Annotated in this window: 24 protein-coding genes; 16 read left to right on the top strand and 8 right to left on the bottom strand. The window is 41.5% G+C overall.

Annotated elements, in window-relative coordinates; all coding sequences use genetic code 11:
* Positions 1-12 precede the first annotated feature (12 nt).
* Together pssA and KTR07_RS13090 are read right to left on the bottom strand one after the other, a co-directional pair.
* On the bottom strand, positions 13-720 hold the full coding sequence (gene pssA / locus KTR07_RS13085) for a CDP-diacylglycerol--serine O-phosphatidyltransferase (protein ID WP_008759605.1): 708 nt from the start codon (positions 718-720) through the stop codon (positions 13-15).
* Between the two features lie 10 nt (positions 721-730).
* Positions 731-1,417 (bottom strand): phosphatidylserine decarboxylase family protein, encoded by a 687-nt coding sequence (locus tag KTR07_RS13090; protein ID WP_008759606.1) that lies wholly within the window; start codon positions 1,415-1,417, stop codon positions 731-733.
* Between the two features lie 161 nt (positions 1,418-1,578).
* Here KTR07_RS13090 and dnaE point away from each other — a divergent pair, with 161 nt between their 5' ends.
* The 4 genes from dnaE to KTR07_RS13110 all read left to right on the top strand — a co-directional run bounded on the left by dnaE (position 1,579) and on the right by KTR07_RS13110 (position 7,154).
* Positions 1,579-5,382, top strand: coding sequence for a DNA polymerase III subunit alpha (gene dnaE / locus KTR07_RS13095; protein WP_008763999.1), 3,804 nt, complete (start codon positions 1,579-1,581; stop codon positions 5,380-5,382).
* Between the two features lie 68 nt (positions 5,383-5,450).
* Positions 5,451-5,765 carry a thioredoxin gene (gene trxA / locus KTR07_RS13100; RefSeq protein WP_008759608.1) on the top strand — a complete coding sequence of 105 codons (315 nt, stop codon included), beginning with the start codon at positions 5,451-5,453 and terminating at the stop codon, positions 5,763-5,765.
* 43 nt (positions 5,766-5,808) lie between these two features.
* Complete coding sequence (locus tag KTR07_RS13105) at positions 5,809-6,144, top strand: hypothetical protein (protein ID WP_008759609.1); 336 nt, start codon at positions 5,809-5,811, stop codon at positions 6,142-6,144.
* 404 nt (positions 6,145-6,548) lie between these two features.
* The gene (locus KTR07_RS13110) at positions 6,549-7,154 is read left to right on the top strand and encodes a DsbA family protein (protein ID WP_008759610.1); all 606 of its coding nucleotides are present in this window, start codon (positions 6,549-6,551) and stop codon (positions 7,152-7,154) included.
* A 9-nt stretch (positions 7,155-7,163) separates the two neighbouring features.
* Here the strand turns inward: KTR07_RS13110 and KTR07_RS13115 are convergent, their stop codons facing one another.
* The gene (locus tag KTR07_RS13115) at positions 7,164-7,889 is read right to left on the bottom strand and encodes an RDD family protein (protein WP_008759611.1); all 726 of its coding nucleotides are present in this window, start codon (positions 7,887-7,889) and stop codon (positions 7,164-7,166) included.
* 101 nt (positions 7,890-7,990) lie between these two features.
* Here KTR07_RS13115 and KTR07_RS13120 point away from each other — a divergent pair, with 101 nt between their 5' ends.
* The 12 genes from KTR07_RS13120 to KTR07_RS13175 all read left to right on the top strand — a co-directional run bounded on the left by KTR07_RS13120 (position 7,991) and on the right by KTR07_RS13175 (position 21,210).
* Positions 7,991-9,778, top strand: a complete 1,788-nt coding sequence (locus KTR07_RS13120) for a tetratricopeptide repeat protein (protein WP_008763998.1) — start codon at positions 7,991-7,993, stop codon at positions 9,776-9,778.
* A 130-nt stretch (positions 9,779-9,908) separates the two neighbouring features.
* Positions 9,909-10,319: a DUF3244 domain-containing protein gene (locus KTR07_RS13125; RefSeq protein WP_008759688.1), complete on the top strand. Its 411-nt coding sequence runs from the start codon at positions 9,909-9,911 to the stop codon at positions 10,317-10,319.
* Positions 10,320-10,333: 14 nt separating this feature from the next.
* Positions 10,334-11,608, top strand: a complete 1,275-nt coding sequence (locus KTR07_RS13130) for a C10 family peptidase (RefSeq protein WP_008759689.1) — start codon at positions 10,334-10,336, stop codon at positions 11,606-11,608.
* A gap of 56 nt (positions 11,609-11,664) precedes the next feature.
* Positions 11,665-13,074 carry a C10 family peptidase gene (locus KTR07_RS13135; RefSeq protein WP_008759690.1) on the top strand — a complete coding sequence of 470 codons (1,410 nt, stop codon included), beginning with the start codon at positions 11,665-11,667 and terminating at the stop codon, positions 13,072-13,074.
* A 4-nt stretch (positions 13,075-13,078) separates the two neighbouring features.
* Positions 13,079-13,477, top strand: coding sequence for a hypothetical protein (locus KTR07_RS13140; protein WP_008759691.1), 399 nt, complete (start codon positions 13,079-13,081; stop codon positions 13,475-13,477).
* A gap of 12 nt (positions 13,478-13,489) precedes the next feature.
* On the top strand, positions 13,490-14,875 hold the full coding sequence (locus KTR07_RS13145) for a C10 family peptidase (RefSeq protein ID WP_008759692.1): 1,386 nt from the start codon (positions 13,490-13,492) through the stop codon (positions 14,873-14,875).
* Positions 14,876-15,072: 197 nt separating this feature from the next.
* On the top strand, positions 15,073-16,035 hold the full coding sequence (locus KTR07_RS13150; protein WP_011108173.1) for a stage II sporulation protein M: 963 nt from the start codon (positions 15,073-15,075) through the stop codon (positions 16,033-16,035).
* The gene (locus tag KTR07_RS13155) at positions 16,016-16,948 is read left to right on the top strand and encodes a hypothetical protein (RefSeq protein WP_008759694.1); all 933 of its coding nucleotides are present in this window, start codon (positions 16,016-16,018) and stop codon (positions 16,946-16,948) included. Before KTR07_RS13150 ends, KTR07_RS13155 begins: the two co-directional genes overlap by 20 nt.
* A gap of 20 nt (positions 16,949-16,968) precedes the next feature.
* The gene (locus tag KTR07_RS13160) at positions 16,969-17,583 is read left to right on the top strand and encodes a DUF4129 domain-containing protein (protein ID WP_008763992.1); all 615 of its coding nucleotides are present in this window, start codon (positions 16,969-16,971) and stop codon (positions 17,581-17,583) included.
* Positions 17,580-18,854: a DUF4350 domain-containing protein gene (locus tag KTR07_RS13165; protein WP_008763991.1), complete on the top strand. Its 1,275-nt coding sequence runs from the start codon at positions 17,580-17,582 to the stop codon at positions 18,852-18,854. Before KTR07_RS13160 ends, KTR07_RS13165 begins: the two co-directional genes overlap by 4 nt.
* A gap of 11 nt (positions 18,855-18,865) precedes the next feature.
* Complete coding sequence (locus tag KTR07_RS13170; protein WP_008763990.1) at positions 18,866-19,840, top strand: MoxR family ATPase; 975 nt, start codon at positions 18,866-18,868, stop codon at positions 19,838-19,840.
* Positions 19,841-19,899: 59 nt separating this feature from the next.
* Entirely contained in the window at positions 19,900-21,210 is a 1,311-nt protein-coding gene (locus tag KTR07_RS13175; RefSeq protein ID WP_008763989.1) for a DUF58 domain-containing protein, read from the top strand.
* Here KTR07_RS13175 and KTR07_RS13180 read toward each other — a convergent pair.
* The 5 genes from KTR07_RS13180 to KTR07_RS13200 all read right to left on the bottom strand — a co-directional run bounded on the left by KTR07_RS13180 (position 21,205) and on the right by KTR07_RS13200 (position 23,394).
* Positions 21,205-21,582, bottom strand: coding sequence for a DUF86 domain-containing protein (locus tag KTR07_RS13180; RefSeq protein ID WP_008759699.1), 378 nt, complete (start codon positions 21,580-21,582; stop codon positions 21,205-21,207). The two genes, KTR07_RS13175 and KTR07_RS13180, sit on opposite strands and share 6 nt — an antisense overlap.
* Positions 21,566-21,859, bottom strand: coding sequence for a nucleotidyltransferase family protein (locus KTR07_RS13185; protein WP_008759700.1), 294 nt, complete (start codon positions 21,857-21,859; stop codon positions 21,566-21,568). The genes KTR07_RS13180 and KTR07_RS13185 overlap by 17 nt, the downstream gene beginning before the upstream one ends.
* A 76-nt stretch (positions 21,860-21,935) precedes the next feature.
* On the bottom strand, positions 21,936-22,160 hold the full coding sequence (locus tag KTR07_RS13190) for an immunity 17 family protein (RefSeq protein WP_008759701.1): 225 nt from the start codon (positions 22,158-22,160) through the stop codon (positions 21,936-21,938).
* Positions 22,157-22,570 (bottom strand): tRNA (adenosine(37)-N6)-threonylcarbamoyltransferase complex ATPase subunit type 1 TsaE, encoded by a 414-nt coding sequence (gene tsaE / locus KTR07_RS13195; RefSeq protein WP_008759702.1) that lies wholly within the window; start codon positions 22,568-22,570, stop codon positions 22,157-22,159. The genes KTR07_RS13190 and tsaE overlap by 4 nt, the downstream gene beginning before the upstream one ends.
* A gap of 14 nt (positions 22,571-22,584) precedes the next feature.
* Positions 22,585-23,394: a metal ABC transporter permease gene (locus KTR07_RS13200; protein ID WP_008763988.1), complete on the bottom strand. Its 810-nt coding sequence runs from the start codon at positions 23,392-23,394 to the stop codon at positions 22,585-22,587.
* Positions 23,395-23,456 lie beyond the last annotated feature (62 nt).

Here is a 23,456-nt window from a genome sequence, read left to right on the forward strand (position 1 = left end):
CCAAGAGATTGTTTATTTACTTTTTCTTGTAAAAAGTGAAAGTAAAATATACCAGACAATGATCGCTGCGAAGCTGCTGATACCTAAGAAAACAAGGAATGGGATACATACAATCAAGAAAATGAAACTGATTTTATTTGTATTCCATGAAAGATTCTTGAATTTCAGCGAGAACATTGGTATCTCTGACACCAGCAACCACGAAAACAGACAAACCAATAAAATAAGGTAGACAGGATGGCAGTTCTCGGAAACGAGGAAGTCATGCGCCCCTACTACGAACGATCCCCAGAATAAGGCGTTTGCCGGAACAGGAAGACCTACGAAAGAACTGGTCTGCCGGGTATCATTATTGAATTTAGCCAGTCGTAACGCTGAGAATACGGAAATCAAAAAGGCTGCGTATGGCAGGTAAGGAGCAAGAAATTCCATATTTGCCGGATAGTACATCTCTTTAAATAAGGAGAATACAATCAGTGAGGGAGCCACACCGAAGCTGACATCATCTGCAAGTGAATCCAAGTCTTTTCCGATGATTGAGTGTGCATTGAGAATACGAGCCAGCATGCCATCGAAAAAATCGAAGACTGCACTCAGAACAATAAAAAGCAGTGCCAGGTCATAACGGGCTTCGAAAGCCATGACACAAGCGATACAACCGGAGAAAAGGTTCAGGCAGGTTACTGTATTCGGAATATTGTTCTTTATAACATTTGTCATTGTGACCGAATTATTTAAGTTTGGCGATAACCGTCTGGTTACCGGTCGTTAATTGTCCCATGTTGACACAGACTTCTGTGCCGAGGGGCAGATATACATCCACACGGGAACCGAATTTGATAAAGCCCATGTGTTCGTCGATATAGCATTCTTCTCCTACTTCTGCGTAGGTGACAATGCGTCGTGCCACGGCTCCGGCGATTTGTCGGGTCAGCACTTCCACTCCTTCCGGAGTTTCTATGACTACGGTAGAGCGTTCATTCTCCGTACTGGCTTTAGGCAACCATGCTTTCATGAAGTTACCGTTGTGGTGGGCTACCTTTTTAATGGTGCCGTCCACCGGATACCAGTTGGCATGTACGTTAACGATGCTCATGAAGATAGAGATCATCAACCGGCGGTCATGGAAGTATTCGTTTTCGTCCACTTCTTCAATGACTACGATTTTGCCGTCAGCAGGAGCGACGACTATCTTTTCTGTATCCTTTCCGAAAAGCCGGATTGGACAGCGGAAGAAGTTAACCATCAGCAGATATACTGCAATACTGGCTACTGCAACCACATAAAAAGGAATTTTGCAATCTATTCCCCAATAAAGGGCCGCATTAATCAGTAGCAGTAGCAGAAAGCTAGCCCATAATATATGTGTTCCTTCGCGGTGAATACGTATCTTTTTTAATTTCTTTAGTCGGCCCATGAATGCTGTTTAATGATATTGTGTGCAAAAATATACTTATTTTAAAAAAACAGCAAGTAAATGAGCAGAGAAATGCGAGTGTTGATAACTTTTTGAGGATTATTTTTGTTTATAACGCGGGAGGTAGTAATTTTATGCCTTCAAATTAACTACTTATCATTATGCAGGATTTCGTTCATTTACACGTTCATACGCAATATTCTCTACTGGATGGTCAGGCAAGTGTCGCCCGTCTGGTAGATAAAGCCATGAAAAATGGGATGAAGGGTATTGCCGTGACCGATCATGGAAATATGTTCGGCATCAAGGAATTTACGAACTATGTCAATAAGAAGAATAGCGGTCCGAAAGGGGAAATCAAGGATCTGAAGAAGCGGATTGCAGGGATTGAAGCCGGCACAGTGGAGTGTGAGGATAAGGAGGCGGAGATAGCTGCCTGCAAGGCGAAGATCGTGGAGGCGGAGAACAAGCTCTTTAAACCGATTATCGGTTGTGAGATGTACGTCGCCCGCCGTACGATGGACTTGAAAGAAGGGAAGCCGGACCAAAGCGGTTATCACTTGATTGTACTTGCCAAGAATGAGAAAGGTTATCATAACCTTATTAAATTAGTATCGCACGCGTGGACGCGCGGGTACTATATGCGTCCGCGTACCGACCGCAGTGAGCTGGAGAGGTATCACGAAGGTCTGATTGTCTGCTCAGCGTGTTTGGGTGGCGAGGTGCCGAAGCGTATTACCGCAGGGCAGTTTGACGAAGCCGAAGAAGCGATCCAATGGTATAAGAACCTGTTTGGTGATGACTACTATCTGGAGATGCAGCGTCATAAGGCGACTGTACCCCGTGCCAATCATGAATGTTATCCGCTACAGGTAAATGTGAACAAATACTTGCAGGAGTATGCTCGGAAGTATAATATCAAGCTGATCTGCACCAACGACGTTCACTTTGTGGATGAAGAGAATGCCGAGGCACACGACCGTTTGATCTGCTTGAGTACGGGTAAAGACTTGGATGACCCTAGCCGTATGCTATATACCAAACAGGAATGGATGAAGACCCGTGAAGAGATGAATGAACTCTTTGCAGATGTTCCCGAGGCACTGAGCAATACGCTGGAAATTCTCGATAAAGTCGAATATTATTCGATTGACCATGCACCTATCATGCCTACCTTCGCTATTCCCGAAGACTTCGGGACAGAAGAAGGATATCGTGCCAAATATACGGAGAAAGACCTGTTCGATGAGTTTACACAGGACGAAAATGGTAATGTGGTGCTGAGCGAAGAGGAAGGACAGGCCAAGATCAAACGTCTGGGGGGATATGAGAAACTGTATCGTATCAAACTTGAAGGCGACTATCTGGCAAAGTTAGCATTTGACGGTGCGAAAAGAATATATGGCGACCCTTTGTCGGAAGAAGTGAAAGAACGGCTCAACTTCGAGTTGTACATCATGAAAACGATGGGTTTCCCCGGATACTTCTTGATAGTGCAGGACTTTATCAATGCCGCACGCTCGGAACTGGGCGTATCGGTAGGGCCCGGACGTGGTTCGGCTGCCGGTTCGGCAGTGGCTTACTGTCTGGGTATCACCAAGATCGACCCTATCCAATACGACTTGCTGTTCGAGCGTTTCTTGAATCCGGACCGTATCTCCTTGCCCGATATCGATGTGGACTTCGATGACGACGGTCGTGGTGAAGTGCTTCGCTGGGTAACCAATAAATATGGTCAGGAAAAAGTAGCGCATATCATCACATATGGTACGATGGCTACCAAACTGGCTATCAAAGACGTTGCCCGTGTACAGAAACTTCCTCTCTCGGAGTCCGACCGTCTGGCAAAGCTGGTGCCGGATAAAATCCCTGACAAAAAGCTGAACCTGCGGAATGCCATCGAATACGTCCCCGAACTGCAAGCGGCTGAGGCATCGTCCGACCCGTTGGTGCGAGACACTCTTAAGTATGCCAAAATGCTTGAAGGTAACGTTCGTGGTACCGGTGTGCATGCCTGCGGTACGATTATCTGTCGTGACGACATCACCGACTGGGTGCCTGTAAGTACAGCCGACGATAAGGAAACGGGCGAAAAGATGCTCGTTACCCAGTATGAAGGTTCGGTGATCGAGGATACCGGATTGATCAAGATGGACTTCCTCGGGTTGAAAACATTGTCTATTATTAAGGAGGCGGTTGAGAATATCCGTCTGAGTCGTAGTCTGGAGATAGACGTAGACCAGATCGATATTACCGATCCGGCAACTTACAAATTATATAGTGACGGACGTACCATCGGAACGTTCCAGTTTGAATCTGCCGGAATGCAGAAGTACCTGCGCGAATTGCAGCCTTCTACCTTCGAAGATTTGATCGCCATGAATGCCCTCTATCGTCCGGGTCCGATGGATTATATTCCGGATTTTATCGACCGTAAGCATGGTCGTAAACCGATTGAATATGACATTCCGGTAATGGAAAAATATCTGAAAGACACGTATGGTATTACGGTCTATCAGGAACAGGTGATGCTTTTGTCACGTCTGCTGGCGGACTTTACCCGTGGTGAGTCCGATGCCCTTCGTAAGGCGATGGGTAAGAAGCTGCGTGATAAGCTGGATCACATGAAGCCTAAGTTTATCGAAGGCGGACGCAAGAACGGTCATGACCCGAAAGTACTTGAAAAGATTTGGACCGACTGGGAAAAGTTTGCCTCTTATGCGTTCAACAAATCGCACGCTACTTGCTACTCTTGGGTGGCTTATCAGACAGCCTATCTGAAAGCGAACTACCCGTCGGAATACATGGCGGCTGTCATGAGCCGAAGTTTGTCCAACATTACCGATATCACGAAGCTGATGGACGAATGCAAGGCAATGGGTATCCAGACGCTCGGTCCGGATGTGAATGAGAGTAACTTGAAGTTTACGGTTAACCACGACGGTAATATCCGTTTCGGACTGGGAGCGGTGAAAGGCGTAGGCGAAGCTGCCGTGCAAAGCATTGTAGAAGAACGTAATACCAACGGACCATTCAAAGGTATCTTTGACTTCGTACAACGTGTCAATCTGAATGCCTGCAATAAAAAGAATATGGAATGTCTGGCGTTGGCGGGAGGTTTCGACAGTTTCCCCGAATTGAAGCGGGAGCAGTACTTTGCCGTCAACTCTAAGGGCGAAGTATTCCTCGAAACTTTAATGCGATACGGTAACCGCTATCAGGAAGACAAAAGAGCTGCCATCAATTCATTGTTCGGCGGAGCGAATGTCGTCGATATCGCCACTCCCGAAATTCCTCAGGGAGTAGAGCGCTGGGGCGACCTCGAACGTCTGAACAAGGAACGCGACCTGGTAGGAATCTACCTTTCCGCCCATCCGCTGGATGAGTTCGCGATTGTGCTGGATCATGTCTGCAATACCCGTATGGCAGATTTGGAAGATAAGGCGGCTCTGGCAGGCCGGGAGATTACAATGGGGGGTATTGTGACCAGTGTCCGTCGTGGAGTCAGCAAGAATGGCAATCCGTATGGCATTGCCAAGATCGAAGACTATTCGGGCTCTACGGAAATACCTTTCTGGGGAAATGACTGGGTGACTTATCAGGGCTATCTGAATGAAGGGACGTTCCTGTATATCAAAGCCCGTTGTCAGGCCAAGCAATGGCGGCAGGACGAGCTGGAAGTCAAGATCACTTCGATGGAACTTCTGCCCGACGTGAAAGAAGAATTGGTGCAGAAGATCACCATTATTATTCCTCTGTCGGTGTTAAATTCGGGATTGGTTACCGAACTGGCCACTTTGACCAAAGAACATCCCGGCAATACGGAACTCTACTTCAAAGTGACGGACGATACGGACAGCCGTATGTCGGTCGATCTGATTTCCCGTCCGGTCAAGCTTTCGGTAGGCAGAGATTTAATAACATATTTAAAGGAGCGCCCCGAACTTGGATTCCGTATAAATTGATTATCTTTGTAGCGCAAATCTACAAACGAAGTAATACATAATAATTAATACTTAATACTTAAAAAGAAATGGCTTTAGAAATTACAGACAGCAACTATAAGGAAATCCTTGCAGAAGGAAAGCCTGTTGTGGTGGATTTTTGGGCTCCCTGGTGTGGCCCTTGTAAAATGGTGGCTCCTATTATTGAAGAATTGGCCGCGGAGTTTGAAGGACAAGTCATCATCGGTAAATGCGATGTGGATGATAACAGCGATGTGGCTGCCGAATACGGTATCCGCAACATTCCTACTGTTTTGTTCTTCAAGAATGGTGAGATTGTAGACAAGCAGGTAGGCGCAGTCGCCAAACCGGTATTCGTGGAAAAAGTGAAGAACCTTCTCTAGACTTTGTCTAATATTTAATACTTATTACTTAATACTTACAACCATGGGACTGGAAGATGATTTTTTATTAGAAGATGCCGATGACGAAAAGACCGTCGAGTTTATCAAGAACTATCTGCCTCAGGAACTGAAAGAGAAGTTCGAGGACGATGAATTGTACTATTTTCTCGATCTGATAGACGAGTACTATTCAGAAAGTGGCATTCTCGACGCTCAGCCCGATAACGACGGCTACGTAAACATTGACTTGGAAGAGGTCGTAGCTTACATCGTGAAAGAAGCCAAGAAGGACGAAATGGGAGAATATGATCCCGAAGAAATCCTTTTTGTGGTTCAGGGAGAAATGGAATATGGAAACTCTCTGGGGCAGGTGGACTAATTGTCGCTAGTCACCACTGTAGATAAATGAAAGGAATATAGCCTGAAAGATTCGCGTCTTTCAGGCTATTTCTTTTTCCATCCTTATGTTTTCGCTTTCCGGTATTTCCTGCCAAGTAAATTGGCAGCACTTCCTCAGAATACACTGTACCTGCTATCTACTTATTTTATTAAATACCCATGTGGGAAATAGTTTCGGGGCTTTCAGATTTTTAGTATCTTTGTTCGTTGTTTTATTGCGTATCACTAAGGTCTGATAATTGAAGCACCTTGGTGCTTCAATTGTTGCACGTAGGTGACTCTTTCGTTGCACCTAAGTGCAACGAAAGAAAATAACCAAGCAAACGACTAATTGCTTAAATAGTAACAGATAAGTTATTAACAGCCAAACATAAAATTATTCTTATGAGCATTTATTACGACCTTTATGAGAATCCGGATAAAGAGGGTACCGAAGAACAGAAGTTACTGCATGCACGAGTAGTGCCAAGCGGAACATATACAACCAAAGAGTTTGTGGAGCGGGTATCCATGATGCACCATATTCCTCATGCGCAATTAGTTGGAGCAGTGGAAGCTATCACTGATGAGTTGCAGACGCTGCTGTCCAGAGGATATATTGTGGAGTTTGGAGATTTGGGGCATTTTTCTCTGACCCTCTCTTTGGAGAAAGAAATCACTGACAGAAAAGAAGTGCGCTCTCCATCTGTCCATCTGAAAAATATCAAACTAAAGGTAAAGCAAACATATAAGAGAGAACTGAACTCTAAAATGGATTTAGAACGAATATCTTCCCCTACGCGTTCCAATATGAACATATCAGAAGAAGAATGTCTGAAAAGATTGCAGGACTTTTTGGAGAAACATCCTTGTATCAATCGGGCAGATTATTGTGCTATCACCGGAATGAATAAAACACAGGCTATACGGCAATTGAATCTTTTCATTGAAAAGGGAGTTATTCAGAAATATGGGATTGGGAAGACGGTAGTGTATATACGTGTTGTGTAAGTTCTTATTTTAGATTTCCTCCAATGCATAATACTGATAATCCCGAAGTACCGTTTGGAGGAACTTCTCCTGATTATTCTCTCGTGGAGTAACAGATAAGATTTCCTGCACCTTTTTGGCGAGTAACGTAACGCGCCTTACCCGATCCTTTTCACCGGACTCCAGCGTTCGGGTGATTACGTTCACCTGTTCCAATGATAAATCGGCAGATTGTGGATACGTCGGATGATAATTCTTTGTCAGATAGTCAAATTCATCGAGGCTGACGTGTATCTTGCGATAATTCTTCTCTTTGATCACCATCGTTCCGGCTGCTAAATCACCCAGTCTCTGACTGTTTTTAGTCAGCAGAACGACTAAAAGCCCTAAACCTCCTGTACCGGGACCATCAATGATGAAGAGAAGCCAGCGCAGCAGATAAGCACTGATGCTGGGAGTAGAACCGTCTGATTTTACGACGCGTATATTCATCAGACGTTTTCCGAAACTCTGCCCGTGATTGAACATTTCGCAGAGGAACGAGTAAAAAAGTACAGGCAAATAGACGAGGCACAGAAAAAAGACCGTACCGACTCCGGAGGATAAATGCAGTTTAACAATGAGTGTCGTCACAGAATATAGATAAATCACAATCAGGGAATAATCGATGACCAAAGCCAGCAATCGTTCGCCGATACTGGCGGGCGTTTGGCTGATTCGAACAAACTGACCGGTAATAATCGTAGATTCTGCCATTCTTGGTTAAACATTTTTAGGTTTAAGTTGCAAATATATCATAATTCTTTTATTTTTGCTTCTGCTCTCAAACAAAACTTATTCGAAATCTATTAAAAGTGATGAATGTAAACTATGTCTATGGAATCATCTTCCTGTTTTTAACATCTTGCCTTTCTCCCACAGATAGGGTAATTCCTTCTTTATTGCGTGCAGATTCTTTGATAGAAGTTGGATGTGCAGATAGTGCATTGAGTTTATTGGAACGTATGAATCTTGCTGAGTTGTCTTCTATACAGTCTAGAGCTAGTTATGCCCTATTGTTAACACAAGCCAAAGATCAGAACTATGTTACTCACACGGATGATTCGCTAATTCGTGTCGCTGTAGATTATTATGACACTTCCGATGATATTACCCTAAGGGCAAAAGCTCATTATTATCTTGGACGAGTTTGTCAAGACAGAGGTGATATTGAAGGAACTGTACGTGAATTTTTGGTGGCAATGCCTTTGGCTGAGAAAGCGGAAAATTATGATTTAAATATTCTATTGAAAAGTAATTTGGGTTTATTATTCTGGCGGCATGGGTTGCAAGAGGAGGCTGATTCTCTTTATAGACAGGCTGTTGAATTGGCTGAAGCACATCATGATTCATTGCGTTTAGCCGTAGTGCTAGTACATTGTGCAGATATTTGCATGGAGCGAGGAGAAGAATATTATACAGATGCGGAAAAATATTTAAAACGGGCTCTAAAGCTAGTGAAAGATACAGATAAACAACATACTGAGGAGCTTGTGTTTAGTTCTCTTAGTTATCTTCTGGAATATCAAGGGAAATCACGCGAAGCTATATTGTATGCAAATAAAGGTATGCGGTTGGTATTAGACAGCTCTGAGAGATATGGTTACTATCTAGTTATCGGGAGTGCTTATTTGCAATTGGAACAATATGATTCAGCCTTTGTTTATTTGAATAGAGGCATACCTTCTGATAATTATTATGCAAAAACAAATGCATACATGAAACTATCGGAAATGGCGATGAGGTTGGGAAAACAAAATGAAGCATTGGAGTACGAAACTTTATATACTATATATAAGGATTCCATGAAATTAGTAGAGCAACCGGTTGAGGTAGTTTCTTCTTTAAAGGATGTGTTATATCGTCAATCAACGGAACGCTATGAATCCTTTTTGACCCGGTATCGTTTTTGTCTATTGTTATTTGTCCTATTGTTTATTATTACGATTTATTTCTTTTTGCAGAGGCGTAGAAAAAGGAAGAAAGAAATAGCACGATTGGTTGACAAACGTCAATTGTTGTATAAAAGTATAGAGGCTATCAAGAAAGAGTTGGAGGAAAAAAAACTAGAAATAAAAGAAATACAGCAACATTGTGAATGTTTAGAGTCGGATGTTAACTCCAAAGTGCAATTAGATAGTTGTCTTAATGAACTATTAGAACAATACCATTCAATGCAAGAAGATTTAGAACGCCGGCTTGTAGAAAGAGATGAGGAAGTAAGGCGATTGAGAAATCTGAATCTGAAATTTATATTAATGTCTTCTCCTATTTATCAAATGTTGATAGCATTGTGTGAGTATAATAAACTTAACCCTGATGGAATGAAGAAGATTACTAATGATGAATGGGTAATTTTATTGCATGAAATAGATATGGCATCTTTGGGATTTGTAGAAAGATTAAGCACTGAATATGAGTATTTATTGGAGGAAGATATTCGTTTTTGTTGCTTAGTTAGGTTGGATTTTAAATATGCCGATATTGCCTATCTTTGGGGATGCACTTCTGCTGCTGTATATAAAAGAAGTTGGTCTGTATTGGAAAAGATGGGTTTAAATAAAGATAAGAAAGTAAAATTGGTTGATATATTACGCAAAGTCTAAGCTTTGTGTATTATTATTTGAGTTTTATGCAATACAACGCATTCTTTGCATTCGTTAACATAATGGTATAATACTTTTCTTAAGCTTACTGCTCATATTTACAGCGTTAAACATCAAATATGAACAGTATATGAAAAAACTACTATTTTTATTATTCCTAGGTATTTTCTTTTCGGATCTAATACTAGGAAATTCTCCAAATTGTAATATAAGAGGTTGCAATATGGAATTGAGTTGTTCTTCTAGAAAAATAATTTTAAAAGGAAAGGGTAGTAAACCAGGTGAAACGACTCGAATACCAGCTATCTACCCAGTTGAAGCATCTATAAATAACAATGTATTGTGCCTCGACTTTTTTTCAAAAGTACCTAGTGTGACAGTTTCCGTAATTAATTTGGATACTAATGAGACAGTGTATCTAAATACTTTCATAAATCCTGTAAGTCTGATTACTTTAGACCTGAATTTGGTGGAAGGAACTGCTTACCGCTTAGAGCTTTTGTCTAAAGATTATGATTTATCGGGGGATTTTGAACTTTAATTAACTATAATATTATGAGAAAAATATTTATACAATTTTATTTGTTAGTCGTGCTTATTATTATCGCCTCGTGTAGTAACGAGAATATAATAGATGCAGAACGGAATGCAATTAAACAAGTAGATCCTAATGCGTTATCTGAAAATGAAGTTATTTCTATTGTAGAATCCTTTCAAAAGTCTATCAAATCTAAGACAGATACGAGAGGCGAAATAACAGAAAATCCAATTTTTGCTATTAGTGAGAAATATTTAATATCGTCTCGAAATTCAGAAATTACCCGTTCGTTGCCTAATGATGTAAAAGCTTTAGTTTATGAAGTTGAAATAAGGAATAGATATGAACAAGGGAAAGCTATTGTATCTGGTGATAGAAGATTCCCAAAGGTATTGGCGTATATACCTTCCTATAATGACTCCATTTTTGCAACGCAGATAGGAGCAAACGCTATGATTCAAATGTCGAAGAATGCATTATTAGACGAAATAGCCAATAATAGTGAGGCAATTACACGCTCTAGGCCTATTACTGATTTAGATGGCCAGGTTTGGATGATGATTGAACCTTTCTGTACTACAGAATGGGGACAGAAAGAACCATATAGTTGGAAGTTTGTAAATACTTGGGTTGAAATACCTATGGATATTTCTCGTAAAATATGTACATGGGAAAGACGCCCAGTAGGACTTACCAACACTGCAATAGCCCAAATTATGGCCTCCTTAGAGCCTGAATTAACTTGTGAAGGGATATCAATGGACTGGAGTTATTTAAAAGAAAGTAAAAGTATTAGTTATGATGATCCTTATGAGAAATGGAATATGGTTGCATCTTTATTTAAATATGTATATGATAGTACATCTTCTTCTCCAGTTTGGGGAACTGCCTATACTGATGTATGGCCGGACTCAGAATCTAAATTAGTGTCTTGCATTACTGCAATATCAACTCCATTATCTAATGTGTATAAATATCTAAATTCAGGAAGTGGAATAACCAATTGTGGTAATATTCAAAAATGGAGTATAGAAACAGTTAAAAATTCTGTTATTAAAATATGTCCTGTTTTGGTAGAATGTAATGGAAGTGCTTTTATAGTGGATGGTTATGCAATGACAAAGAACGAATCTTCTAGCAGTAATGCATATTTTCATTGTAATTTTGGAAAGACAGGTAATTCTGATGGTTATTATTTGGTAAACAATGATGGAAGCATTTCATTTGAGACTGGTGGTAATACCTATTGGGATACGCAATTAAGTGTTATACCTGATATAAGAAAAAGATAACATTGATTTATTATTGTACAGATTACATATTCAATTGAAACTTAAAAATATTTATTATGAAATTAAAGTATTATTTTTTGTTTTTCGTATTGTCGTTATTAGCTTCATGTAATGATGAAGAAGGTTTGGATTTACATAATAAGCCGATAGAATCTAACTCAATTGTATTATCTCCGGATGAATACATTAGTATTGCTTATGATAATCCAAGAGTAATAACTCCTGATGAGGCAAAGCAACTTGCATTAGATTTTGGGGTTAACAGAGTGCAGACGAGAGGTAATGAAAATATTGTTGTGAAGTTTCGCTCTTCTTTTAATATTGAAGAAAAGGGCAGCAATGCGGTAACAAGATCGGTTACAGACAAATCAATTCTTCTTCCTGTCTATGAAATGGAAATAGTCAGTGATGCAGGGAAAGGACTTGCTTATGTTTCTGCTGATGAGCGTGTGGCAAAGGTTATGGCTTATTTGCCCAAGGTAAATCTTGAGGATACAGCTAAAATTATTGGTGCGAAGGCTATGCTTGGTTTGTCAGAACAAAGCTTGTTAGAGGAGGCCAAACATTATGAAAAAATGAAATTGGAATTTAGAGATGAAACATTAAAAAGAATATCGAAAGAGCTCAATGTTGCAGCCGTAAATTTTAATGAGATCAAAGATAGGATTCTTGTCGAGGATTGTCTAGATTCACGTGCAACCCCTCAAGATCCTGCTGGCAATGCTATTGGGTGGGCTGGTTTTTTTTGTATGGCGACAAATTGGGATCAAGAACCTGTATATAATGATTTATTAGAGAAAGCATATTGTGCACCAAATGTTGGGAAGGAACCTGTATATAAAGCTGTTCCTGCGGGTTGTTCGGTTGTTGCCATGGCACAAATTATGGCTTCACTTGAACCAAACTTAACTATCGATGGTATAAAAATAGATTGGGAAGCATTGAAAGCACAGCCGCAGATACTAATGCCGCTACCCTGGAAGCCAAATCAGGGATCACCTGAGATTGTTAGAACTATGGTTGCTAAATTATTTAAACATATTTATGACCTTTCTGGTACTCATCCAGAATATGACAAAACAACAAATTGGGTAACAGGTTCTGGTACATCTGGACCTCAAACTAGGGATTTTCTTAGAAGATATTTTACAACAGGAGATTTGATAAATGGTTGGGATGGTAATGCTGCATTTTTGTCTTTACAGAAAGCTAAACTGGTATGGGTTGGCGTTTCAGATGCTTCTAAAAAAGCTTCTCATGCTTTTGTGATAGATGGATTTGCTTATTGGAGACCTCAAACGAGATATTTGGTTAAAAACTTTGATTTTTATTTCCGTGCGAATATGGGATGGGCTGGGTCTTATGATGGCTTCTATTTAGTTAATAAAGATATGTCGATATCTTTTGAAGCTGGAGGCTATGAATTAAACACAGGCTTTAATATGATCTGTGATATTATATTGTAAAAGAATGAAGTATATTATTCTGATTTTTCTTCTTGCTATTGTTAGTTGTAATGATGCAGAAGATGATGAAATATATATCAATGATTTTCCCCACAGGATATCAGAGCCTCCATTATTAGATAATAAAGGTGATACTGCTTTTATTATTATGACTCCTGCGGAAGGATGGAGATTGCATGCTGCTGGGACTGTTGTGAATAAGGATTCTATTGCTCTCAATGTAAAAATGACCCATACTTTTTTGCTTGAAGAAGATTGGTTTTCAATAAAAAAAGAACAGGAGGATTCGGTGATGACAGTAATTGTAGACGAAAATACATCTGGTGATATTAGGGAGATAATCTTATGGCTTTCTTATATTGGCTCATCAATGAGCACATATACAATAAAGCAAAATCCATAAATTATATAACTTATGAAATTGAAATACTATTTTTTGTTAGTTATCCTTGCTTTATTTACTTCATGTAGTAATGAACTAGGTATGCAAGATAATCTGAATGATTCTAAAATTTTATTATCTTCAGATGAGTATATTAGCATTGCTTATGATAATCCTGGAATAATTACTTCAGAAGAGGCTAAGCAACTTGTTTTGGACTTTAATCCAACAGGATTACAGACTAGAAATAATAATGTAAAAATTATGGCTATTTCTACATATAATGTATCTAGTTCTTCTGGATTAAAAACAAGAGTCGGTTCAACTAATCTTACTACTATTCCTGTTTATAAAATTGAATTTTTAAGTGATGAGGGGAAAGGTGTGGCTTATGTTCCTGCTGATGAACGTTTTGCAAAGATAATGGCTTATTTGCCTAAAACAGATTTAAAAGACTCTGTTAAATATGTAGATTCTAAGTCTATGCTCTATTTATCAGAATTGAGTCTGTTGGAAGATGCCAAATATTATGAAAAGGTAAAATCAAAACTGAGAGCTAAAACATTAGCGAAAATAGCAAAAACTTTAAACGTGAAGGCTGTGAGGTATGATGAGATTCAAGATATAATTATAGTAAAGGATGAGATTCTATCCCGTTCTGGACCAACATTTCCTGTTGGAAATCCGATAGGTTTTGCTGGTCTGTACTGTAGTAGTACAGAGTGGAATCAAGACGCACCATATAATGATTTGCTACAGAAAGAAAATTGTGATCTTTATGATACAGGCTCACCTACTTACGAGGCTGTCCCTGCTGGTTGTGCTGTTATTTCAATAGCACAGATTATGGCTTCTTTAGAACCTGACTTAACGGTTGATGGTCTGAAAATTGATTGGAATATCTTGAAAGCACAAAAACAAATTATTGCTCCTTCATCTTGGCAAACTCCTTCCTCTGAAACAACTAGAGAAATGGTTGCTAAATTGATAAAATATATCTATATAGCAACTAATACACAGCCTGTTAGAAATTCAAGTGGTTATGTTACTGGGTCTGGTACTTATTCTTCTGATACATCTAGCTTTTTCTATCGTTTTTTTTCAACTAGTGGTCTTAAAAATGGTTGGGATGGTAATGCTGCATTTCAATCTTTACAACTAGCTAAGTTGGTATGGGTAGCTGCAACCTCTAATCGTGGGGGAAGCCATGCTTTTATTTTAGATGGTTTTGCATACTGGAGACCCCAAACAAGATATTTGGTTAAAAACTTTGATTTCTATTTCCATACGAATATGGGTTGGGGAGGATATTACGATGGCTTTTATTTAGTAAATAAAGACCTCTCTATTACTTTTGATACATCTAATGGAAGTTATGATAGGAACTTTTCTATGATTTACAATATCATAAATAAATAAACTGGGGCTTAGGTCTGTTTTGAGCAGCAAAGGCTGATTTATAGTCTTTGTTGCTCTTTTTATTGAATATTTAAATAATAATCGTAGATTCTGCCATTCTTGGTTAAACATTTTTAGATTTAAGTTGCAAATATATCATAATTCTTTTACTTTTGCTTCCGGTTTCGGACAAAACTTATCCGAAATCTCTGAAAAGCATGAAGGAAGTTACGTTTATCCGTCGGAACATTGAAAAATGGAAAGGGACCGAAAAGGTGGTGGAACAGGCTGCAAACCTGTCCCCTGACCAACTTGCCGACGCCTATACGGAACTGACTGCCGACCTGGCTTTTGCACAGACCCATTTCCCGACTTCCCGCATTACCATTTATTTGAATAATCTCGCTTCAGCCCTGCATAATGAAATCTATCGGAGCAAGCGTGAGAAATGGACACGCATTATCACTTTCTGGACACGGGAAGTGCCGCAGACCATGCATGATGCGCAGCGTGAGTTACTGATCTCTTTTATCATCTTTGCCGTCAGTGCGTTGATCGGGGCAGTATCTGCCGCCAATGATCAGGAGTTTGTGCGTTTGATAATGGGCAACCAATACGTAGATATGACATTGGACAATATTGCCAGAGGTGAGCCGATGGCAGTATACAATGGCTCTCCCGAAGCTCCGATGTTTCTGGGCATTACAATCAATAATATAAAAGTATCCTTCCTGTGTTTTGCCGCGGGGATACTGACCAGTTTTGGTACGGGGCTTATACTTCTTCAGAATGGAATTATGCTCGGTTCATTTCAGATGTTCTTTTATCAGCACGACCTGCTTTGGGAGTCGGCACTTGCCGTCTGGCTGCACGGAACTCTTGAAATATGGGCGATCATCGTAGCCGGTGCTGCCGGACTTGCTTTGGGCAACAGTTGGTTGTTTCCCGGCACCTATTCGAGACTCGAATCTTTTCGCAGAGGAGCGAAAAGAGGGCTGAAGATTGTAATCGGTACGGTGCCCGTGTTTATCATGGCGGGATTTATCGAAGGCTTTATCACCCGTCACACCGAACTTCCGGATATGCTGAGGCTCGGCATCATCCTTACATCCCTTGCATTTATCATCTTTTACTATATTTATTTACCAAATAGAAAAAAACATGGAATCACAGAAACCTAAGGTTGCAATGTACGTGAAACGTTCTTTCGGTGATAAGTTGAACGCTTCTTTTGACTTCATAAAAGAGAATTGGAAAATACTGTTGAAGTTTACGACTTATCTGCTTTTGCCTGTAAGCCTTATTCAGGCATTAAGTCTGAACGGACTGATGGGAGGAGCGTTTGCCATGACTGCTATGTCCAAGACTGCGACGGTGCCGGATACTGCATCTTTATTGGGATTTATGTCCTATTACGGTCTGTATATGATTGTATTTATGATAGGCAGTATTTTGCTGACCTCCATGATCTATGCATTGATCCGTACCTATAATGAACGTGAAGAACGCTTGGAGGGAATCACGTTGGGTATTTTGAAGCCTTTATTGTTCCGCAATATCAAGAGACTGCTTGTAATGACCCTTTTCTCCATCTTAGTCATGCTTTTCGTGGGGCTTGTGGTAGGTCTGCTGGCGTTTCTGTCACTGTTCACCTTGTTTCTGACCATTCCGCTTCTTATCGCTTTTGTAGTGCCGCTTGCATTATGGGCACCTATCTACCTGTTTGAAGATATTACAGTGATGGAGTCTTTCAAAAAGACATTCCGGCTGGGCTTTGCCACTTGGGGAGGCGTCTTCTTGATATCTCTGATCATGGGATTTATAGCTAATGTATTGCAGGGAGTGACTATGATGCCGTGGTATATCGCTACGCTGGTGAAATATTTCTTCTCATTAAGTGATGTCGGAAGCGAGACGACAGTATCGGCAGGATATAGCTTTATCCTTTATCTGCTTGGTATTGTACAGGCATTCGGCGCTTATCTTTCCATGATTTTCACTTTTGTCGGAATGGCCTACCAGTACGGTCACGCTTCCGAAGTGGTAGATAGTGTAACTGTAGAGAGCGATATTGATAATTTCGATAAACTCTAAACATATATAATTCAGAATAGATGCTGACATCCCCGGCTGATACATTGGTTTGCGACACCGTGCAGATTGCCAAATGGCAATCCGAATCGGCGTATGACTACAATCGTGAACTGATAACTCCTGAAATCAATATCTTTGAATGGTTTCGCAGGCAGTTTGGGGAATTGTTGCGGAAGATATTCGGCAGCCGTTTTGCCGAAGAGTATTCTGAACTTATATTAATATGTCTGGCCATTATTATTCTGCTCCTGATTATATGGTTTGTTTATAAGAAGCGTCCGGAGTTATTCATGCGTTCGCCCAAGAATAAACTGCCTTATGAAGTGGGAGAAGATACGATTTACGGTGTGGATTTTTCGGGAGGGATTGCCGATGCGCTTTCCCGTTCCGATTATCGGGAGGCGGTGCGTCTGCTTTATTTGCAGACATTGAAACGGCTTAGCGACGAGAAACGCATTGACTGGCAGCCTTATAAAACACCGACACAGTATATCAATGAAGTACGGATACCCGTTTTCCGTCAGTTGACCAATCATTTCCTGAGGGTTCGTTACGGTAACTTTGAGGCAACGGAAGAACTGTTCAATTCCATGAAATCCTTGCAGGAAGAAATAGGGAAAGGAGGGGGCTCATGAGGGGAAGCCGCTGGTTTATCTTCTTTGTCCTTGCTTTTCTGCTGCTGATGTTTGCTATAGAATATCATCTGCCGAAGAAATTTGTATGGGTGCCTACCTTTAGCCATTACGATGAGCAGCCTTTCGGATGCGCTGTGTTCGACAGTCTGCTGACTGTTTCACTGCCTTCGGGATATACACTGTCCCGAAAGACTTTTTATCAGATGGAACAGGAAGATACTGTTCACAATAAAGGAATACTGCTGATTGCCACTAATTTACCTTTCGGACGGGTGGATATAGAAGCCTTGCTCAAAATGGCGGATCGGGGAAATAAGATCATGCTGGTAAGCAGTTCTTTTACCAAGATTTTGGAGGATACGCTGAAGTTTGATTGCACTTATTCTTATTTCAGATCGGTCGATTTGAAAAAATATGCCGCTTCGTTATTGAAGCGGGACAGTATTTATTGGATCGGTGATCCGGAAGTTTATTCACGGCAGGTGTTCCGTTTTTATCCGCAGTTCTGCAAGTCCTATTTCCGCCGTTATGATTCGCTACCGGTACGTAAACTGGCGGAGATCAATCTGGCAAGCGATATGGGGCACGCATTGGATGAACTGGATTCTACGACCGTTTCCCGCAATTATCATCCGTTGGTGGCTATGGTGCGTCCGTGGGGAAAGGGTGAAATCATTCTGGTTTCTACTCCTTTGCTTTTTACCAATTATGGAGTGCTGGATGAGAAAAATGCGACTTACATATTCCGCATCCTGTCGCAGATGGGAGAGTTGCCTATTGTCCGCACCGAAGGATATATGAAGGAGACTGCACAGACGCAGCGATCTCCTTTGCGTTATTTTCTGTCGCAAAGGCCGCTTCGCTGGGCGATCTATCTGTCGATGTTCGCTATCTTGCTCTTTATGGTGTTTACAGCACGGAGGCGGCAACGGGCAATACCTGTCATACAGGAACCGGAAAACAAATCCCTTGAATTTACCAAGTTGATAGGCACGCTTTATTATCAGAAGAATGACCATGCCAATCTGGTTCATAAGAAGTTCACCTACTTTGCGGAAGTGCTGAGAAGAGAAATTCAGGTAGATGTGGAGGAAGTGGCGGACGATGAACGTTCTTTCCACCGGATCGCTCAGAAGACGGGAATGGAGGTGGAAGAAATCAGCAGGTTAATCCGCGAAATCAGACCGGTGATTTATGGAGGACGTGTCCTTTCCGGCGAAGAAATGAAGGGATTTATTGATAAAATGAATGAAATAATCAATCATATTTAAAGAAGATATTTATGGAAGAGAATATAGAACAACGAGTGGATTTAACTCTCTTTTCCGAGAAGATACAGGAATTGAAGGATCAGATTGCTTCCGTTATTGTTGGTCAGGAACAGACGGTGGACTTAGTGCTGGCAGCCATCCTAGCCAATGGTCACGTACTGATAGAAGGCGTGCCGGGAGTTGCAAAGACATTGCTTGCCCGATTGACGGCTCGTCTGATCGATGCGGACTTCAGCCGTATCCAGTTTACGCCGGACCTGATGCCGAGCGACGTATTGGGTACCACTGTGTTCAATATGAAAACCAATGATTTTGACTTTCATCAGGGACCGATCTTTGCCGATATCGTATTGGTGGACGAGATCAACCGTGCTCCTGCCAAAACGCAGGCTGCCTTGTTCGAGGTGATGGAAGAGCGTCAGATAAGCATTGACGGCACTACTCATAAGATGGGTGAACTCTACACCATCCTTGCCACACAAAACCCTGTGGAACAGGAAGGAACTTATAAACTTCCCGAAGCGCAGCTCGACCGCTTTCTGATGAAAATAACGATGGACTATCCTTCGCTGGAAGAAGAAGTGGATATTCTGGAACGTCACCATACGAACGCTTCATTAATCAAGCTGGACGATATCAAGCCTGCCATCACCAAAGAAGAACTCCTGTCACTGCGTGCCTTCATGAATCAGGTATTTGTAGACCGTACGCTGCTCCAATACATTGCATTGATTGTGCAGCAGACGCGTACCAGCAAAGCTGTATATCTTGGTGCTTCTCCGCGTGCATCAGTTGCAATGTTGCAAGCCTCCAAGGCGTATGCCCTTTTGCAGGGACGTGACTTCGTGACACCGGAAGATATTAAGTTCGTTGCTCCGTATGTGCTTCAGCATCGTCTGATCCTGACGGCGGAAGCGGAAATGGAAGGATATTCTCCGGTAAAGGTTACGCAACGCCTGATTGATAAAGTAGAGGTCCCCAAATAAGAACCGAATCTCTATAATTCGTAACTCAAAACTTAAAACTCAAAACTCAGAACCTGAAATTGTACTTAACCCGTCGTTTCTATATTGCCCTTATTCTGGTTATCCTCTTATTGGGTAGCGGATATCTGTTTGCTCCGTTTTTTGTCATCGGGCAGTGGGCGCTTTTTGCCTTATTCGTGTTGGTATCGGCAGACGGATATATTCTCTACCGTACCCAGGGGATTCAGGCATTCCGTCAATGTTCCGACCGTTTCTCCAATGGCGATGACAATGAAGTGAGCATTCGTGTCGAAAGTACTTATTCGCGTCCGCTCTCTCTGGAGATCATAGATGAAATACCTTTTATCTTCCAGAATCGGGATGTCTGTTTCCGGACCACCCTTCAGCCGAATGAGGGGAAAACAATCAGTTACCATCTTCGTCCGACCCGTCGCGGAGTATATTCTTACGGGCAAATCCGTGTATTTGTGACCGACAAGATCGGGCTGCTTTCCCGTCGGTACACTTGTGGACAGCCGCAGGATATCAAGGTATATCCTTCCTATCTGATGCTTCACCGATACGAATTGCTGGCAATGAGTGATAACCTTACCGAACTGGGTATCAAGCGTATCCGCCGGGTAGGCCATCAAACGGAATTTGAGCAGATCAAGGAATATGTAAAGGGAGACGACTACCGGACTATCAACTGGAAAGCGAGCGCCCGCCGGCATGAACTGATGGTAAATGTCTATCAGGACGAACGTTCTCAGCAGATTTACAGTGTGATAGATAAAGGCAGGGTGATGCAGCAGGCTTTTCGGGGAATGACTTTGCTCGATTATGCGATTAATGCTTCGCTGGTGCTTTCGTATGTGGCGATGCGGAAGGAGGATAAAGCGGGGTTGGTGACTTTTGACGAGCATTTTGATACGTTCGTTCCGGCTTCCAAGCAGCCCGGACATATGCAGACGCTGCTTGAAAAGCTATATAGCCAGCAGACTACTTTTGGTGAAACGGACTTCTCGGCTCTTTGTGTGCATCTGAACAAGCACGTCAATAAGCGTAGCTTTTTGGTTCTGTATACCAACTTTGCCAGTATCAGCAGTATGAATCGCCAGTTGGCTTACTTGCAGCAGCTCAACCGTCAACATCGTTTGCTGGTGGTTTTCTTTGAGGATGCTGATTTGAAAGCGTACATCGAAAGTCCGGCGAGGGATACGGAAGATTATTACCGGCACGTGATTGCCGAAAAGTTTGCTTTTGAGAAGCGACTGATCGTTTCTACATTAAAGCAGCATGGCATTTACTCTCTGCTGACGACACCCGAAAATCTGTCGATTGACGTAATCAATAAATATCTGGAGATGAAATCACGGCAACTGCTATGATAAGTCTTTAATAATATTTTCTACTGTTTCTTTTAAAGGAGGAAGGTGCTTTGTTATGACTACCCATATAATCTCATAGTCAATGTTGGCATATTCATGGGAAATAATATTTCTGAGTCCAATAACTTTTGCCCATGGAACTTGTGGATAATCTTTGAAAAATGATCTTTGGGTTTTATCATCAATAGCCTTAATTGTTTCTCCGATTACCTGTATTCGCATAATGCAGGCATCCAAAACAGTCATTCCCCAAGGGGATAACAAGAAATCGTCTACATTCTGTATATTCTTGCATCTGTCTTCAATGATAGAGATTGATTCTGATAATTGAAGAAACTTATCTAGAATTTCCTCTTTAAGCGTAGATTCCATCTTTTTCTATTCTTTGGGATATGAGTGAACGAAGGTTTTTGCGTAAACGGAGGAGATCTATTTTGCAATTACAGATATGCTCCAGTTCTTCTTTAATATCGAACATCACGAAAGGATCGGGTTCTTTCAATTCTACGAAAACATCTAAATCACTTCCTTCGTGTTGTTCACCACGGGCAACAGAACCAAAGATACCGATAGAAATAATTCCATATTTCTCGGCACACTGTTGCTTGAATTGGCGGATTTTTGTAAGGTATTCATTCGTTGTTTTCATAATTACATACTCCTTTCTCTACAAAAATAGTAAAAAACGGGAAGATAACAAGCGCATTTCTTTGAAAAATAGCTTATTATAGAATTGCCTTCCGTGTTTCTATAAAGAAGAATACAGCCATTCCTATTATAATGACTCCCAGTATGCCGTAAAAGAGCCGCGCTCTGCCGCGGCCTACATTCCGGACGATTGTCTGTGCATTGCGTGTGGTGAAGAACCAGTTCCAGTTCAGTAAGGAAGCTAGCAGGGAAGTGATTCCCGCTAGCGCAAAAATTCCTTGTACGATGTATTGTCCGGTCATAGTCTGATCACTCTGCTTCCGTCTTCCAGTTCTTCAATCGTCACTTTTACGGCATCTCCCGGCAGTAATTCTTCTACCAGTTCCGGCCATTCGATAAAGCAAAGGGCGCCGCTGTAGAAATAGTCTTCGTATCCCATGTCATATACTTCACTTAGCTTTTTGATGCGGTAAAAATCGAAGTGATAAATCAATTCTCCGGTTTCGTCCGAACGATATTCATTAACGATAGCGAAAGTAGGAGAACTGATAACGTCTGATACACCTAATTCCTCGCAAAGAGCTTTGACGAAGGTCGTTTTGCCGGCTCCCATTTTACCATATAAAGCGAAAACGGTGTTATCACCCATAGCAGCGATAAATTCCCGGGCTGCCTCATGGATACTTTCCAGTGATTGAATCTTGATTTCCATATACTATTCTATTATTATGACTGTTTCTTGCAACAACTCTTTCCGATCTTGCAAATGGCATAAATCAGAATAGAGAAGAATATAATCGAAGCGCCCGAAGGGACTTTCCAGTGGTAAGAAATAAACAGACCACCCAGACATCCCAGAAAACCGATACCGATGGACAGCCAGATGATTTTCTTGAAACTGTAGGTAAAGAGGTTGGCCGTCATTTGCGGAATGGTGAGTAGCGATATTGCGAGAACGATGCCTACCATACGCAGACAAGCGACGATGGTCAACGCAATAAACATCATCAGCACATATTCGAATATCTCTACCGGAATCTTTTGCGAACGGGCAAACTCGCGGTCGAATGCAATATATACGATAGGACGGATAAACAGATAAAAGAATCCGGTTAATATCAGAGCCAATATGCCCAGCATCCACAAGTCCGCCTGATTGATGGTCAGGATATTACCGAAAAGATAAGCTGACAGGTCCGGAGCAAATCCCGGTGACAGGAAACTGAACATGATTCCCAAAGCCATTCCCAGCGTCCAGAATACGGCAATCGCAGAATCTTCACGCATATCTTTCCGCCGGCTCAGCCACTCGACACCGAATGCGGACAATACAGAGAAGACGGCGGCTGAGAGTATGGGAGAAATTCCCGCAAACAGTCCCAGTCCTATCCCTCCGAAAGAGGCGTGCGTGATTCCTCCACTGATAAATACCAGACGGCGGGTAACAATGTAAGTACCGATAATCCCGCAGGCAATGCTTGCCAGTAAGCTGCCCAGCAAAGCGTGTTGGAAGAATGTATATCGAAGTAGATCCACTTTTTAATTAAAGATTAAAGATTGAAAATTAAAAATCAAAGCAAGAATAATGCCGTCCATCA

This window comes from Bacteroides sp. MSK.20.82, from assembly GCF_019052485.1.
In the GTDB taxonomy this organism is placed as follows: Bacteria; Bacteroidota; Bacteroidia; order Bacteroidales; family Bacteroidaceae; genus Bacteroides; species Bacteroides thetaiotaomicron.

Excerpts from the sequence above, each read along its gene's own strand:
- KTR07_RS13165 (WP_008763991.1), top strand. The coding sequence starts at position 17,580 with ATGAGGGGAAGCCGCTGGTTTATCTTCTTTGTCCTTGCTTTTCTGCTG.
- KTR07_RS13160 (WP_008763992.1), top strand. The coding sequence starts at position 16,969 with ATGCTGACATCCCCGGCTGATACATTGGTTTGCGACACCGTGCAGATT.
- KTR07_RS13185 (WP_008759700.1), bottom strand. The coding sequence starts at position 21,859 with ATGAAAACAACGAATGAATACCTTACAAAAATCCGCCAATTCAAGCAA.
- KTR07_RS13125 (WP_008759688.1), top strand. The coding sequence starts at position 9,909 with ATGAAAAAACTACTATTTTTATTATTCCTAGGTATTTTCTTTTCGGAT.
- KTR07_RS13170 (WP_008763990.1), top strand. The coding sequence starts at position 18,866 with ATGGAAGAGAATATAGAACAACGAGTGGATTTAACTCTCTTTTCCGAG.
- dnaE (WP_008763999.1), top strand. The coding sequence starts at position 1,579 with ATGCAGGATTTCGTTCATTTACACGTTCATACGCAATATTCTCTACTG.
- KTR07_RS13120 (WP_008763998.1), top strand. The coding sequence starts at position 7,991 with ATGAATGTAAACTATGTCTATGGAATCATCTTCCTGTTTTTAACATCT.
- KTR07_RS13110 (WP_008759610.1), top strand. The coding sequence starts at position 6,549 with ATGAGCATTTATTACGACCTTTATGAGAATCCGGATAAAGAGGGTACC.
- pssA (WP_008759605.1), bottom strand. The coding sequence starts at position 720 with ATGACAAATGTTATAAAGAACAATATTCCGAATACAGTAACCTGCCTG.
- KTR07_RS13130 (WP_008759689.1), top strand. The coding sequence starts at position 10,334 with ATGAGAAAAATATTTATACAATTTTATTTGTTAGTCGTGCTTATTATT.
- KTR07_RS13090 (WP_008759606.1), bottom strand. The coding sequence starts at position 1,417 with ATGGGCCGACTAAAGAAATTAAAAAAGATACGTATTCACCGCGAAGGA.
- KTR07_RS13140 (WP_008759691.1), top strand. The coding sequence starts at position 13,079 with ATGAAGTATATTATTCTGATTTTTCTTCTTGCTATTGTTAGTTGTAAT.
- KTR07_RS13135 (WP_008759690.1), top strand. The coding sequence starts at position 11,665 with ATGAAATTAAAGTATTATTTTTTGTTTTTCGTATTGTCGTTATTAGCT.
- KTR07_RS13150 (WP_011108173.1), top strand. The coding sequence starts at position 15,073 with ATGAAGGAAGTTACGTTTATCCGTCGGAACATTGAAAAATGGAAAGGG.
- KTR07_RS13190 (WP_008759701.1), bottom strand. The coding sequence starts at position 22,160 with ATGACCGGACAATACATCGTACAAGGAATTTTTGCGCTAGCGGGAATC.
- KTR07_RS13145 (WP_008759692.1), top strand. The coding sequence starts at position 13,490 with ATGAAATTGAAATACTATTTTTTGTTAGTTATCCTTGCTTTATTTACT.
- trxA (WP_008759608.1), top strand. The coding sequence starts at position 5,451 with ATGGCTTTAGAAATTACAGACAGCAACTATAAGGAAATCCTTGCAGAA.
- tsaE (WP_008759702.1), bottom strand. The coding sequence starts at position 22,570 with ATGGAAATCAAGATTCAATCACTGGAAAGTATCCATGAGGCAGCCCGG.
- KTR07_RS13180 (WP_008759699.1), bottom strand. The coding sequence starts at position 21,582 with ATGGAATCTACGCTTAAAGAGGAAATTCTAGATAAGTTTCTTCAATTA.
- KTR07_RS13115 (WP_008759611.1), bottom strand. The coding sequence starts at position 7,889 with ATGGCAGAATCTACGATTATTACCGGTCAGTTTGTTCGAATCAGCCAA.
- KTR07_RS13155 (WP_008759694.1), top strand. The coding sequence starts at position 16,016 with ATGGAATCACAGAAACCTAAGGTTGCAATGTACGTGAAACGTTCTTTC.
- KTR07_RS13105 (WP_008759609.1), top strand. The coding sequence starts at position 5,809 with ATGGGACTGGAAGATGATTTTTTATTAGAAGATGCCGATGACGAAAAG.